Source organism: Xanthobacter autotrophicus ATCC 700552 (assembly GCF_043194565.1).
Lineage (GTDB): Bacteria > Pseudomonadota > Alphaproteobacteria > Rhizobiales > Xanthobacteraceae > Xanthobacter > Xanthobacter autotrophicus_F.
Genome location: NZ_JBAFVS010000011.1, coordinates 19,765 through 32,790, shown reverse-complemented (window position 1 = coordinate 32,790; position 13,026 = coordinate 19,765). Strand labels below are relative to the sequence as shown.

The 13,026-nt window shown below is 68.1% G+C and carries 12 protein-coding genes; 2 read left to right on the top strand and 10 right to left on the bottom strand.

All coding sequences use genetic code 11. The features are described 5' to 3' along the window. Positions 1-4: 4 nt before the first annotated feature. From V5F48_RS13240 to V5F48_RS13220, 5 genes are all read right to left on the bottom strand, one after another. Complete coding sequence (locus tag V5F48_RS13240) at positions 5-703, bottom strand: orotate phosphoribosyltransferase (RefSeq protein ID WP_394109119.1); 699 nt, start codon at positions 701-703, stop codon at positions 5-7. A gap of 228 nt (positions 704-931) precedes the next feature. Further along, on the bottom strand, positions 932-1,144 hold the full coding sequence (locus V5F48_RS13235; RefSeq protein WP_394259102.1) for a hypothetical protein: 213 nt from the start codon (positions 1,142-1,144) through the stop codon (positions 932-934). A gap of 225 nt (positions 1,145-1,369) precedes the next feature. After that, positions 1,370-4,870, bottom strand: coding sequence for a PAS domain-containing hybrid sensor histidine kinase/response regulator (locus tag V5F48_RS13230; RefSeq protein WP_394259101.1), 3,501 nt, complete (start codon positions 4,868-4,870; stop codon positions 1,370-1,372). 64 nt (positions 4,871-4,934) lie between these two features. Further along, the gene (locus tag V5F48_RS13225; protein ID WP_394259193.1) at positions 4,935-5,669 is read right to left on the bottom strand and encodes an alpha/beta hydrolase; all 735 of its coding nucleotides are present in this window, start codon (positions 5,667-5,669) and stop codon (positions 4,935-4,937) included. 142 nt (positions 5,670-5,811) lie between these two features. After that, on the bottom strand, positions 5,812-6,324 hold the full coding sequence (locus tag V5F48_RS13220; RefSeq protein ID WP_394259100.1) for a MarR family winged helix-turn-helix transcriptional regulator: 513 nt from the start codon (positions 6,322-6,324) through the stop codon (positions 5,812-5,814). Positions 6,325-6,475: 151 nt separating this feature from the next. On the opposite strand from V5F48_RS13220, the gene V5F48_RS13215 reads away from it, so the two are divergent. Beyond that, positions 6,476-6,904 (top strand): organic hydroperoxide resistance protein, encoded by a 429-nt coding sequence (locus V5F48_RS13215; protein ID WP_394111109.1) that lies wholly within the window; start codon positions 6,476-6,478, stop codon positions 6,902-6,904. A gap of 130 nt (positions 6,905-7,034) precedes the next feature. Here the strand turns inward: V5F48_RS13215 and rpoN are convergent, their stop codons facing one another. The 5 genes from rpoN to V5F48_RS13190 form a co-directional block, all read right to left on the bottom strand. Then, complete coding sequence (gene rpoN / locus V5F48_RS13210) at positions 7,035-8,597, bottom strand: RNA polymerase factor sigma-54 (RefSeq protein WP_394111108.1); 1,563 nt, start codon at positions 8,595-8,597, stop codon at positions 7,035-7,037. A gap of 61 nt (positions 8,598-8,658) precedes the next feature. Next, on the bottom strand, positions 8,659-9,603 hold the full coding sequence (gene lptB, locus V5F48_RS13205) for an LPS export ABC transporter ATP-binding protein (RefSeq protein ID WP_394259099.1): 945 nt from the start codon (positions 9,601-9,603) through the stop codon (positions 8,659-8,661). A 245-nt stretch (positions 9,604-9,848) separates the two neighbouring features. Continuing rightward, positions 9,849-10,589, bottom strand: coding sequence for an LptA/OstA family protein (locus V5F48_RS13200; protein ID WP_394259098.1), 741 nt, complete (start codon positions 10,587-10,589; stop codon positions 9,849-9,851). Then, a complete protein-coding gene (locus V5F48_RS13195; RefSeq protein ID WP_394259097.1) occupies positions 10,586-11,485 on the bottom strand; it encodes a hypothetical protein in 900 nt (299 codons plus the stop codon). Before V5F48_RS13195 ends, V5F48_RS13200 begins: the two co-directional genes overlap by 4 nt. A gap of 235 nt (positions 11,486-11,720) precedes the next feature. Beyond that, positions 11,721-12,341 carry a ribonuclease D gene (locus tag V5F48_RS13190; protein ID WP_394259096.1) on the bottom strand — a complete coding sequence of 207 codons (621 nt, stop codon included), beginning with the start codon at positions 12,339-12,341 and terminating at the stop codon, positions 11,721-11,723. Positions 12,342-12,497: 156 nt separating this feature from the next. On the opposite strand from V5F48_RS13190, the gene V5F48_RS13185 reads away from it, so the two are divergent. Then, positions 12,498-12,977, top strand: coding sequence for a CVNH domain-containing protein (locus V5F48_RS13185; protein WP_394111103.1), 480 nt, complete (start codon positions 12,498-12,500; stop codon positions 12,975-12,977). Positions 12,978-13,026: the final 49 nt, after the last annotated feature.

Genomic DNA, 13,026 nt, shown 5'->3' with positions numbered 1-13,026 from the left:
TGCGTCACTCGCCGGTGACGGCGGTGCCGCCGTGGGCCTTCGACCAGGAGTGCGGATCGTGGAGGAAGGATTCGATCTCGGCGATCTGGGCGGATTCAAACCGGTTCATGGTCTTCACCGCCGCCAGCACGTCCCACCAGGTGGCGAGGCGGTGCAGGCTGAGCCCGGCCTGATCGAAGATGCCCGCGGCCTCGGCGAAGATGTCGTAATAGAAGAACACGAAGCAGTGGGAGCACTCGGCGCCGGCCTCGCGCAGGGCGTTGACGAAGGTCACCTTGCTCTTGCCGTCGGTGGTGAGGTCCTCCACCAGCAGCACCCGCTGGCCGGGGGCCAGGTGCCCCTCGATCTGGGCGTTGCGGCCGAAGCCCTTGGGCTTCTTGCGCACATACTGCATGGGCAGCATCAGCCGGTCCGCCACCCAGGCGGCGAACGGGATGCCCGCCGTCTCGCCGCCGGCCACGGTGTCGAACTGCTCGTAGCCGATCTCGCGGAAGATGGTGGAGATGCCGAAATCCACCAGCGTCTGGCGCACCCGGGGGAAGGAGATGAGCCGCCGGCAGTCGATATAGACCGGGCTCGCCCAGCCGGAGGTGAAGATGAACGGCTCGCCGGAGGAAAAGCGCACCGCCTCCACCTCCAGCAGCATCCGCGCGGTCTGCTCGGCGATGGTGGCCTTGTCCGGAAAAGCAGTGACGTTCGCCATGGGGGCCTCGGTGGCTCGATTATGTGACGCGCATATATCAGAGCCGCGGCCCAATGCGACAGTGAAGGCACGCAAGGATGGGGAAATGACGGGGAGATGGACGAAGGGTCGATAACCGGATCCCGCTCGCCCGGGAGAATGTGGGCGGCTTCACTGGCTTCCCTGGCTTCCCTGGATCACTGCGTCATGGCCGGGCGCGTCCCGGCCATCCACGCGTATCATTCCCCCTCAGCCCTCGCCGCGCCGTCCGGGCTTGCCGATGCCGCTCACGTCGAATTCCAGCCCGTCGGCGGTATAGCGCGCGTCCGGCCCGGCGCCCGTCCCCTTGGTGCCGCCTTTGGCGCCACGACCCAGCAGGCCGAGGGAAAGACCCATGCGCCGCTTGCGAGCGGCAATTTCTTTCCGCAGCGGGAAGACGGGGACGTTAATCGTGATCGTCATAGCCACGCTCCAAAAGTATATCGCGCGTTCAAGTCAGCATGGATCAGTTACAAACTTTAACAGAATAGTAACATTTCCATGCCCCGAGGGCGTGCTTCTATGGCACGGCCACATAACGCTGGCTGAAGGCGGCGTTTATTGGGCGTTCATGCGGATGAACGGGGGCTTAACCCGGACGGTTCGGGCCTGTTGCAAAATGGCCGCGCGCGGAGGGCGCGAAAGGGCCTATTCGGCGGCCGAGCGGGCCAGCCGCCAGTGGGCGAGCAGGGCCCGCAGCGCCGCCGGTTTCAACGGCTTGTTGAGGATTTCCATGTCGGCCGCGCGGGCCGCGTCGCGCACTTTCTTGGTGCGGTCGGCGGTGATGAGCACGGCCGGCAGTTTCCCCAGTTTCCACCTCAGCGACATGACGGCGTCGATGCCGTGGCCGTCGTCGAGGTGATAGTCCACCAAGGCCACATCCGGCGTCTTGCGCGTCAGCCGCACCGCCTCCAGGGCGCCGGCGGCGCTCGATGCGGTGATGACCTCGCAGCCCCAGCCGGTGAGCAGCAGTTCCATGCCTTCGAGGATGGCCGGCTCATTGTCGATGGCGAGGATGGTGAGGCCGTCCAGCTGGGCGCCGCGGCGGGCGGGCGCGGGGGTCGCCTGGGGCTCCTCGGGCATGGACACGGCGATGGGCAGGTCCACGCTGAAGGTGGAGCCCTTGTTGGGCTGGGAGGTCACCTGCACCTTGTGCTCCAGCACGCGGGCGATGCGCTCGACGATGGACAGGCCGAGGCCGAGGCCGCGCGCCACCTTCGCGCCCTGGTCGAGCCGCTGGAACTCCTGGAACACCACCTTGTGCTTGGAGCGCGGGATGCCGACCCCGGTGTCGTGCACCTCCACGCGCAACCGGCCGGCATGGCGGCGGCAGCCCACCAGCACGCGCCCGTGGGGGGTGTATTTCACCGCGTTGGAAATGAAGTTCTGCAACAGGCGTCGCAGCAGCCGCCGGTCCGATCGCACGGCGAGCGAGCACGGCACGAAGGTGAGGTCGAGGTTCTTCTCCCGCGCCAGCGGGGCGAACTCCATCTCCAGCGGCTTCAGCACGTCGGCGATGCGGAAAGGCGCGATTTCCGGCCGCATCACGCCCGAGTCGAGGCGGGAGATGTCGAGCAGGGCGGAGAGGATCTCCTCCACCGATTCCAGCGAGGCGTCCACGTTGCCGGCGAGCCGCTCCTCCTCCTGCCCCTTGGCGCGCTCCACCATGGCGGTCACGTAGAGCCGGGCGGCGTTGAGCGGCTGGAGGATGTCGTGGCTGGCGGCGGCGAGGAAGCGCGTCTTGGAGACGTTGGCCTCCTCGGCCTCGCCCTTGGCCTTCTCCAGCGCCTGGTTGAGGCGTTCCAGTTCCTCGGTGCGCTCGCGCACGCGGCGCTCGAGGGTCTCGTTGGCCCGCTCCAGGGCCAGGGCGGCCTCCACGCTCGCGGTAATGTCGGTAAAGGTGACGGCGATGCCGCCGTCGGGCATGGCGTCGGAGCGGGCCTCGATCACCGCGCCGCGCTGGTGCAGGCGCTCGGAGAAGTCGGGGCAGGGATGGGCATAGCGGGCGATGCGCGCGCCCACACCCTTAACTTCGTCGTCGGCGGGGGCGGAAGCCAGAATGTCGGTGAGCAGTACGCCGACGGCGTAGCATTCCGCGGGCAGGTCCAGCATCTGGCCGAATTGGCGGTTCCAGCATACCAGCCGCAGGTCGCGGTCGAACACGGCGATGCCCTGGCGCACATGGTCGATGGCGCTCTGCAGCAGCTCGCGATTGTACTGGATGGCGGCGGAGGCGTCGTCGAGCAGTTTCAGGGCCGCCTTGGTGGACACGGTGCGCTTGCGCAGCAGCAGCGAGAGCACGATGCGCGAGGACGCCGCGCCCACCGCCGAGGCCAGCAGGTGCTCGGCATAGCGCACCATGCCGGCGTCCGCCTCCCGGTGGGAATCGAGGATGAAGCCGTGCTGGCGGGCGTAATTCTCGAAGGCGGCGCGGGCCCGCTCGGTGCCCAGATAGCGCTCCACCGTCGCCATCACCTCACCCAGCGTCACCGATGAGCGCCAGCGCAGGAAGGCCGGGCGCATCTGCCCGCGGTCGCCGCCGCCGGCGAACAGGCGCGCCTGCACCCGCTCGATCTGGCTCGGCTGGGTGAGGAAGGACACCACCACCAGCACCAGCGTGTTGATGCCGAGGCTCCAGGCCACCCCGTGGGCCAGCGGGCTGGCGGAGAGGCCGAGCAGCGCGGTGGGCTTCAGCAGCCACAGCCCGAACGGCCCGTTCTGCACGATGGCCGAGGAGATCAGGCCGGCCTCGGCGAGGCTCGGCAGCAGCAGCGTATAGATCCACAGCGCGCTGCCGCTGAGGATGGCGGCGATGGCGCCGGTGGCGGTCGCCCGCTGCCACAGGATGCCGGCGGCAAAGGCCGGGCCCACCTGGGCGATGGCGGCAAAGGACAGGAGGCCGATCTGGGCCAGCTGCGCGTCGCCGGTGATGCGGTGGTAGAGATAGGCGGCCAGCACGATGACGAAGATGGCCACCCGCCGCACCAACAGCAGCAGGCTGGTCATGTCGTCGGGCGGGCCGCCGTCCGCCTTGGCGGCGCGGTGGCGCAGCAGCAGGGGCATCACCAGGTCGTTGGAGACCATGATGGCGATGGCCACCGATTCCACGATCACCATGGCGGTGGCCGCCGAAAGCCCGCCCACGAAGGCGAGCAGGGCGATGGCGTCGAAGCCGGCGGCCAGCGGCACCGCCACCACATAGACGTCGCTGTCCACCATCTGGAGCGGGAACAGGGTCATGCCGGCGAGGGCCAGGGGCACCACGAACAGGTTGATGAGCACCAGGTAGAGCGGGAACAGCCAGCGCGCCCGGCGGATCTCGTCCTCGCCCTTGTTCTCCACCACCGCCACGTGGAACTGGCGCGGCAGCAGCATGAAGGCGCCGCCGGAGAGCACCATCATGGTCAGCCAGTTGCCGAGCGGGAAGCCGTGCTCGAACGGCGCGGTGACGCTGGCTTCGCGCGCCGCGTACCACAGCTGCGCCGGCCCATCGAAGATCAGGAAGGTGACCACGATGCCCACGGCGAGGAAGGCCGCGAGCTTGACCAGGGATTCGGTGGCGATGGCGAGCATCAGGCCGTCCTGGTGCTCGGTGGCGTCGGTGTGGCGGGTGCCGAACAGGATGGCGAAGGCGGCCATGGCGCAGGCCACGAACAGGGCGAGGTCGCCGACCACGGTGCCGCGCCCGTGCTCCCCGGCGAAATGGCCGAGCATGGCCACGAGGGAGGCCGAAACCGCCTTCAGCTGCAGCGAGATGTAGGGAATGGCGCCGACGATGGCGACCAGCGCCACCAGCGCCGCGATGCCCTGGTTCTTGCCGTAGCGGGCGGCGATGAAGTCGGCGATGGAGGTGATGTTGTTGGCTTTGGCCAGCCGCACCACCCGCATGAAGACGGGGGCGCCCACGGTCATCAGGATGATGGGGCCGACATAGATGGAGAGGAAGTCAAAGCCCTGGGTGGTGGCGAGGCCCACCGAGCCGAAGAAGGTCCAGGAGGTGCAATAGACCGCCAGCGACAGGGAATAGATCATGGGCCGCGGGGCGCGCCGCGCCGCCTTCGGCCGCAGCCGGTCGCCATAGCTCGCGATGGCGAACAGGAAGCCGATATAGGCCAGCGCTGCGAAGATGACGACCGAGGCCCGAAGCATGTCTCCCGTCCGGCGGCCCGCTCAGAAGCCTGCCCGTTCTCTTGTTTTCATTGAAGCCAACTCATCACTCGCCGCCGGCCTTGTCCAGCGCGGGGTTTCCCGGTGGTTTCGCGTCGCGGCCCGGCGACAGGAAGAAATCCACCGCCAGCGCCACCACCGGCGGCTGCCAGGCGTGGGGGCCGTTGTATTCCATGGTGGTCACGTCGTAGCCGGCGTCCTTGAGCAAGGCGGCGTGGACCCGCGCGCTGCGCGCGATGGGGATCTGCTCGTCATGGACCCCGTGGGAGATGAAGACGCGCGGCGCGCCCTGCTGCCGGTGCACCGACATGAAGCCGGCCGACGAGGCGATGACGTGGGTCACGAAATGCCCGTTGGTGAGGCCAAGGGACAGGGCATAGCTGCCGCCGTCGGAGTGGCCGGCAAAGGCGATGCGTCCGGGATCGACGGCAAAGCGCGCGGCCACGGCGGCGAGCGCCGCCTCGACGCGCTCGCGATCCGGCCCGTTGCCGGCGATGACGATGTCCCAGGTGGGGAAGGCCGATTGCGGCACCAGCAGCAGGAAGCCATGGCGCGCCGCGTGGGCCTCCATCATAGGCAGGATCTTGTCGGCGCTGCCGCCGCCGCCGTGGAACAGCACCATCAGCGGCACCGGCGCGCCGGATGCCATCCCCTCCGGCACCACCAGCACGGCGTCGCGGTCGGATGCGATGCCCAGATCGTGCCGGCCGGCCGGCAGCGGCGGCAGCACCGGCGGGGTGGGGGTAAAGGCGATATGTCCAACGAGATTGGAATCGAGCATGACCAGGCCCTGGAGACGGAGCCGCACCGGTTGATCCTGCCGGTGCGGTGAATCGCGTTCGGGTGAGCTTCCTAGCCTCTGGTCTACCGTATACCGAAAGCCGGTTGAAGCCTCATCGGGCGAATGGGCAGGCCGGGTGTTTTCAAGGCTTGCGGGGGGCCGCCTTCAACAGGGCATCGCGCAGGGCGGTGACGTCCTTCTGAAGCCGCACCGCGTCGGCCAGATCAAGGCCGGTGGCGGCCAGGATGCATTCGGGGATCTTCCGCGCCTGCGCCCGCAGCGCTTGACCCTGATCCGTCAGGCGCACCCGCACCACCCGTTCGTCCGCCGGGTCACGGCTGCGGGAGACGAGGCCGAGGGCTTCCAATCGCTTCAGCAGCGGGGTCAGGGTGCTGGATTCCAGGGCCAGTTTCTCGCCGATGCCGCCCACCGTCTGGTCGTCCTTCTCCCAGAGCGCGACCATGACCAGATATTGCGGATAGGTCAGGCCGATGGCGTCCAGCAGCGGCTTGTACACGCGGGTGAAGGCGTGGCTTGCCGCATAGACGGAAAAGCACAGCAGGTCGTCCACCGGCACCAGCGCGGGGCCGGGCACGTTGTCCGGGGGCGGATTCACGGTTGGCTTGGCGGTTCTGTTGGCGGTGTCGTGGGGCATGGCAGTGACCTTAGGTCTTTGGTCAGAATATAATTCGTGCACGATATAATCGCAACCGCTTGACGCTCCGGTTCGGCATGGCTATAAATATCGTACACGAATTAATCGTGTCGACTAAATATCGGCACGACCTCTCAGAAGGAGCAGTCCCATGCCCGTGAATGTTCTCTACAGCACCTCCGCCCGCGCCACCGGCGGCCGCGACGGCCATTCTGCCACCCTCGACGGGGCGGTGGACGTGACGCTTGCCACCCCCAAGGAGCTGGGCGGCGCCGGCGGTCCCGGGGTCAATCCCGAGCAGCTGTTCGCCACTGGCTACGCGGCCTGCTTCCTTGGCGCCATGAAGTTCGTGGCCTCCCAGGGCGGCAGCGCCAAGGTGCCGGCGGACGCCACCGTCACCTCCACCGTGGGCATCGGCCCGCGCTCGGAAGGCGGCTTCGGCCTGGAGATCGCGCTTGAGGTGTCCTTGCCGGGCGTCGACCGCGCGGCGGGCGAGGAGCTGATCGCCAAGGCGCATCAGGTGTGCCCCTATTCCAACGCCACCCGCAACAATATCGACGTGAAGCTCAGCCTCGCCTGAAGCCTCTCGACGGGGGGGTGTGCGCTCTCCTCCCCAAGGGGTGAGGGTCGGACCGGGATGTCTCCCGGTTTCGCCGGGGGGTCTGCGGACCCCTTTTCGCCAGGGGGTCTGCGGACCCCCTGGCGTCCTTTCAGCTGGCCTCGCTGCGCAGGGCGATCTTCTCGCGGCGGCGCTGGACCGAGGACGGGATGTTCATGCCCTCCCGATACTTGGCCACGGTGCGCCGGGCGATGTCGATGCCGGCTTCCTTCAGCTTCTGCACCAATGTGTCGTCGGAGAGCACGTCGTCCGCGCTCTCTGCTTCGATCAGCAGCTTGATGCGGTGGCGCACCGCCTCGGCCGAATGGGCCTCGCCGCCGCCCGAGGCGGAAATGGCGGAGGAGAAGAAGAATTTCATCTCCACCACCCCGCGCGGGGTGGAGATGTATTTGTTGGAGGTCACCCGCGACACGGTGGATTCGTGCATGCCGATGGCATCCGCAACCGTGCGCAGGTTCAACGGCCGCAGATAGCGCACGCCGTGCAGCAGGAAGGCGTCCTGCTGGCGCACGATCTCGCTCGCCACCTTCAGGATGGTGCGTGCCCGCTGGTCGAGGGAGCGCGTCAGCCAGCTGGCGCTCTGCAGGCATTCGGCGAGGAAGCTCTTGTCCTCGGCCGAGCGCGCCACCTTGGCCACGGTGGCGTGATAGGTCTGGTTCACCAGCACCCGCGGCAGGGTCTCGGAATTCAGCTCCACCAGCCAGACGCCGTCCTTGCCCGCCCGCACATAGACATCCGGCACCAGCGGATGCACCACGCCGGTGCCGAAGGCGAGGCCGGGCTTGGGATCAAGCCGGCGGATCTCGCCGATCATGTCCGCCAGGTCCTCGTTGTCCACGGCGCAGACGCGCTTGAGCGCATTGCGGTCGTGCCGGGCCAGCAGTTCCAGGTTGGCCACCAGCGCCTGCATGGCGGGGTCGAAGCGGTCGCGCTCCCGGAGCTGGATGGCGAGGCATTCGGCGAGGTTCCGCGCGCCCACGCCCGACGGCTCGAAGGTCTGGACCAGCTTCAGCATGGCCTCCACATCGGCGCGCGACACGCCGAGCTGTTCGGCCAGCTGGTCGAGGTCGCCGGTGAAATAGCCGGTCTCGTCGATGAGGCCGATGACGTTGACGCCGATGAGCCGCCGCGCCGGATCGCTCACCGCCACCGCAAGCTGCGCTTCCAGGTGGTCGGCCAGCGTCATCTCGGCGGTGAGGAAGGCTTCCGGATTGTAGTCCTCGCCGCGCTCGCCGCCGCCCCATTCGCCGGTGGAGGGGCTCTGGCCGGTGGAGCCGCCGCCGGAGGCGCCGCGGTCGGCGGGGGCGTCGTCCGGGAAGACGTTGCCGAGATCGGTATCGAGGCGGGTTTCCATGGCCGCCCGGCTGGGCTCCATGTTGCCTTCCATCCAGTCGCCGGAAACGGCGGCCTCGGGCTCGGGGGCGGGGGCTTCGTCCCGCTGGGCGGTCTCGGACGGGGTCTCGCCGCTGGCGGCATCGGCCGCGCCATCGCCCTCGGTGATGCGCTCCAGCAGCGGATTGCGCTCCAGCTCCGCCTCCACGTAGGCGACCAGCTCCATGTTGGAGAGCTGCAGCAGCTTGATGGCCTGCATCAGCTGCGGCGTCATCACCAGGGACTGGCTCTGGCGGAATTCCAGCTTGGGGCTCAACACCATGGCGGCAACCTCCGCCGGCAGGGAACGGGGCGGGCGAGGGACGTTTTGGGCGAGGCCGTGCTCATAGCCGGAACTCCTCGCCGAGATAGAGCCGCCGCACCTCGGGGCTGGAGACGATGGATTCGGGGTCGCCCTCCATCAGCACCGAGCCGGAATGGATGATGTAGGCGCGGTCGATCAGCCCCAGGGTCTCGCGCACATTGTGGTCGGTGATGAGCACGCCGATGCCGCGGGAGGTGAGGTGGCGCACCAGCGCCTGGATATCGCCCACGGCGATGGGGTCGATGCCGGCGAACGGCTCGTCCAGCAGCATGAAGGAGGGCTGGCTCGCCAGCGCGCGGGCGATCTCCAGCCGCCGCCGCTCGCCGCCCGAAAGCGCGATGGAGGGCGACTTGCGCACATGGGTGATCTTGAATTCCTCGAGGAGGGCTTCGGTCTCCTCCCGGCGGCGGGCGCGGTTGGGCTCGGTCACCTCCAGCACGCCCATGATGTTGTCTTCCACCGAGAGGCCCCGGAAGATGGAGGCCTCCTGCGGCAGGTAGCCGACGCCGAGCCGGGCGCGGCGGTACATGGGCATGGGGGTGATGTCGTGGCCGTCCAGCTCGATGCGGCCGCGATCGGCCTTCACCAGCCCGGTGACCATGTAGAAGCAGGTGGTCTTGCCGGCGCCGTTGGGGCCGAGCAGGCCCACCGCCTCGCCGCGGCGGACGTTGAGGCTCACATCGCGCACCACCTGCCGGCCGCCATAGGACTTGGCAATGCCGAAGGCCGCCAGGGCGCTGGTGGAATCAAAGGGCAGGGCATCGCGGCCGTCACCGCGGCCATCAAGCGCAGCGTAGCGGGGGGCGTCCCAGCCGCCGTCATCATAGGCGTCGGCGTTGCGCGGGTCGTCCTCTTCCCACTCGCGCACGTCTCGCGGCGCGTTACTTTCGCTTTGGCGGTCGGTGCCGCCGGACCTGGTCTTCGACCTGGTTTTAGACTTGCCGAACATGGACAGGACGTTCAACGCGACCTCCGCACCCCCGGCCCCCGGATTGGAAGGTTTAGAACGTCCTCACCGGGGATGCAACGTTTCCATGCAAAATATGGGCCGCACGGCCGCGTTGCTCCTGCGCGCGGCCGTGCGTGGCGTGTCGCACCTCGCATAGCAGCTTGATTAAAAACAATAATTAAGCAAATTGCGTCGCGCTGGGCGGCGATCCCGGCGACTGACGACGGGCGGTTTTCAACCGGAGCGCGCGTTCGCTTTCATCAGCGGCGGGGGGCCTGTCCGCCCTGTTCCGGCTTGGGCAGGGTGTCCTGCTTCAGGCTGCCGGGGACGATGAGGCTTTCCACCCGCCCGCCCTCGAACTTGGACACGCCGGAGACGAGATCCACCACCAGCTTCTGGCCGCGGATCACGTTGGGACCCTGGGTGAGGACCACCGGCTTGCCCAACAGGGTGACCGTGTTGGTCTTCATCTCGAACACGCCGCTGTCGCCGGTGGCGGTCTGCTCCTTGGTCTTCACCACCACGCCGCCCACCGCTTCCAGCTTGCGGATCTGGCCCTTCTGGGACGGATCGACGCCGGAAGCCTGCTCGCCTGCGGGCTGTCCGCCGGCCTGCTGGGCGACGGAGCCCTCATAATAGACCATGAGGTCCCTGGAGCGCAGCGTGGTGTCGCCCTGGGTCACCAGCACGTTGCCGGAGAAGACCGCGACCTTGTCCTTGTCGCGCACCTCAAGGGAATCCGCGTTGATGCGCACCGGCTGGTCGCGGTTCTTGGCGAACCCCTGCAGCGCGTTGGGCACGTTGGAGGTCTGTGCCCAGGCGGCGCTGGGCGCCGCGAGACTCAAGAGGACGGTGCCGGTCGCCGCGAGACTCACGAGGGCGGCGCCGGGCGCCGTTCCGAGCATCGTTGCTGCCGCGATCCGGACGAGCGCGATTCGGGCGCGGAAGGCGAGGCCGGATCGGTCCTTGTCCTTGTCCTTGTCCTGGGGCTGGCGGATCATGGGTTGGACACCGGGCGTCGCGGGGGAAGGGGAGTGGGCTGGGTGGTGGGAACCGATCCCACCGCGTCGTTCGGGGTCCTGGAGAGGGCACCGGCGGGCGGGGTCGCCTCGCCCGACTTCTGGCCCGGCAGGTTGGACATGCGGAAATCCAGCTGCACGTTGCCCTGGAACAGGGCGCGGGTGCCGCGGTCGCCCACATGCAGGCGGTCGGCCACCAGCTTGCCGTCCAGATAGGTGAACACCACCGGTTTCTCGGTGGCGATGGTGCCGGCCTTCACGTCCACCTCGGCGTCGTGGAGGCGGCCGCCGTAGCCGCCGTTCATGGCGAGATCAACGCCGTCGCCGAGGGTGATGAACTGCTTCTTGGTGTCGAAGCTGCCCACCTTGGCGGTGACCTTGGCCCAACCCTTGTCGGTCATCTCCAGCCGCGCCTCGATGTCGGTGAGGTCGATGAGGTCCGGATGGGTCAGGTCCTGGGTGGCCGTGCGGGCGGTCACGCGGTAGCCGCGATTGTCGTCGGTGAAGCCGGAGAGCTTGGGCAATTCCATGGTGAGGCGCGAGCCCGACAGGGTGAGGTGCCCGATCTCGAACGGCAGCTCGATGGAGAGCTTCAGCCGCGACAGGATCGAAACCGCGCCGATGCCCACCACCGCGACGACGATGGAAAGCGGCAACAGGCGCTTGATCCAGCGCACGCGCTTGCTGTGGCGACGGGCGCTGGAAAAATCCGGGCTCGCGCGCTGCTCAGGGGTGGCTTCCTCGTCCGTGTAGTCGCGGAAGGTGGGGGACGCTTCCAGGCGCGCATCAAGGTGCGCGGCGAGGCGCGGGTCGCCGGGCGCGGCCGCTGGCACGGTCCCTTGCCGGTCGAGATCGTCTGGCGACACGTGTCGGTTCATGGCCCTGTTCCGGCAGCGGGCCGATCCCGCGGACGCCTGTCATGTTTTGCAGAGATACCGTTCTGCCGATCAGGTCGCGATCCGAGCTGACCGGCAGGGGCACTCCTGGCCTCAAGCCACACGGCCGGCCGGCGCGTCGCCCCACGCACCGCGCCAAAGTGTCCGAAATGCCGAGCCGGTGCAAGGCCCGGTCGGAACCCCTTGCCGTAGTTTGATTTTCTGAATGATTGCCGGCTCAGGAGTGCGCGAAGATATCGTCTTCCGCCCAGCCCGAGAGGTCGAGGGCCGCCCGCGCCGGCAGGAAGGCGAAGCAGGCGGCGGCGAGCCCGGTGCGGTTCTCCCGCGCCAGCATTTCCTCCAGCTTCGCCTTCACCGCGTGCAGGTGCAGCACGTCGGAGGCGGCATAGGCGAGCTGGGCGTCGGAGAGATCCGCCGCGCCCCAGTCCGAGCTTTGCTGCTGCTTGGAGATGTCCACATTGATGGTCTCGCGCAGCAAGTCCTTCAGCCCGTGGCGGTCGGTGTAGGTGCGCACCAGCCGCGAGGCGATCTTGGTGCACCACACCGGCTGCGGCATCACATGGAAGGTGTGCTGGAGCACCGCGATGTCGAACCGGCCGAAATGAAACAGCTTGGTGATGGCGGGGTCGGCCAGAAGGCGCGTGAGGTTCGGCGCGCTCTTGGCGTCGGCGCCCTGCGGGATCTGCACCAGGTCGGCGCTGCCGTCGCCGTTGGAGAGCTGGACCAGGCACAGCCGGTCGCGGAAGGGGTTGAGCCCCATGGTCTCGGTGTCGATCGCCACCACGGGCGCGGCGACGAAGTCCGCGGGCAGGTCGCCGCGATGCAGGCGAATGGTCATTGTGCGTCTTTATCTTTCTGGATCGCCACGGCTTTTAGCGAAGCGGGGCGCCCCTGTCGATGGCCGTGCGGGAACCGGTTGCCGGGCCGGGCACGATGGCTGTGCGTCTCCTGATTCGCCGTGATAGAAGGGCGCGCCTTTCCACAGGGGGGAATCATGAAGCGAAATGTCGTCGTCGCGGGCCTGTTCGGCCTGCTCCTGGCGCTGGGCTGGCTGGTCTCGGCCGGCGAGGCCGTGGCCCAGCCGGTGCCGGGCGGCAGCTACCTCAACAGCTGCAACAACGTGCAGGTACGTCGCGGGCGCGACCTCACCGCCCTCTGCGCCACCCGCCGCGGCAATTGGGTACAGGCCCGGCTCAACGATTTCCCGAGCTGCCGGGGTGACATTTCCAACCAGGACGGCCAGCTGTGGTGCGTCCGCGGCCGGCCCATGCCGCCGCCCCCCGGTCCCATGCCGGCGCCTCCCGGCTCCTACCAGCGCACCTGCCGCAATGCCTTCGTGGGCCCGGACAATGTGCTGCGGGCCCAGTGCCGCGTGGGCGGCAACCTGTTCGTGAACTCGTCGGTGAACTTGCGCAACTGCTGGGGCGCGCGGGATATCGCGAATTTCAACGGGCAGCTGACGTGTACGCGTTGATTTGCATCCGCTGACCCGAATCTCCTGCAGCACATAAAAAGGGGCGCCT

Bases quoted from the DNA above. Each gene is read 5' to 3' on its own strand.
- V5F48_RS13215 (WP_394111109.1), top strand. From the start codon at position 6,476: ATGCCCGTGAATGTTCTCTACAGCACCTCCGCCCGCGCCACCGGCGGC.
- V5F48_RS13185 (WP_394111103.1), top strand. From the start codon at position 12,498: ATGAAGCGAAATGTCGTCGTCGCGGGCCTGTTCGGCCTGCTCCTGGCG.
- V5F48_RS13225 (WP_394259193.1), bottom strand. From the start codon at position 5,669: ATGCTCGATTCCAATCTCGTTGGACATATCGCCTTTACCCCCACCCCG.
- V5F48_RS13240 (WP_394109119.1), bottom strand. From the start codon at position 703: ATGGCGAACGTCACTGCTTTTCCGGACAAGGCCACCATCGCCGAGCAG.
- V5F48_RS13220 (WP_394259100.1), bottom strand. From the start codon at position 6,324: ATGCCCCACGACACCGCCAACAGAACCGCCAAGCCAACCGTGAATCCG.
- V5F48_RS13195 (WP_394259097.1), bottom strand. From the start codon at position 11,485: ATGAACCGACACGTGTCGCCAGACGATCTCGACCGGCAAGGGACCGTG.
- V5F48_RS13235 (WP_394259102.1), bottom strand. From the start codon at position 1,144: ATGACGATCACGATTAACGTCCCCGTCTTCCCGCTGCGGAAAGAAATT.
- V5F48_RS13190 (WP_394259096.1), bottom strand. From the start codon at position 12,341: ATGACCATTCGCCTGCATCGCGGCGACCTGCCCGCGGACTTCGTCGCC.
- V5F48_RS13200 (WP_394259098.1), bottom strand. From the start codon at position 10,589: ATGATCCGCCAGCCCCAGGACAAGGACAAGGACAAGGACCGATCCGGC.
- V5F48_RS13230 (WP_394259101.1), bottom strand. From the start codon at position 4,870: ATGCTTCGGGCCTCGGTCGTCATCTTCGCAGCGCTGGCCTATATCGGC.
- rpoN (WP_394111108.1), bottom strand. From the start codon at position 8,597: ATGGTGTTGAGCCCCAAGCTGGAATTCCGCCAGAGCCAGTCCCTGGTG.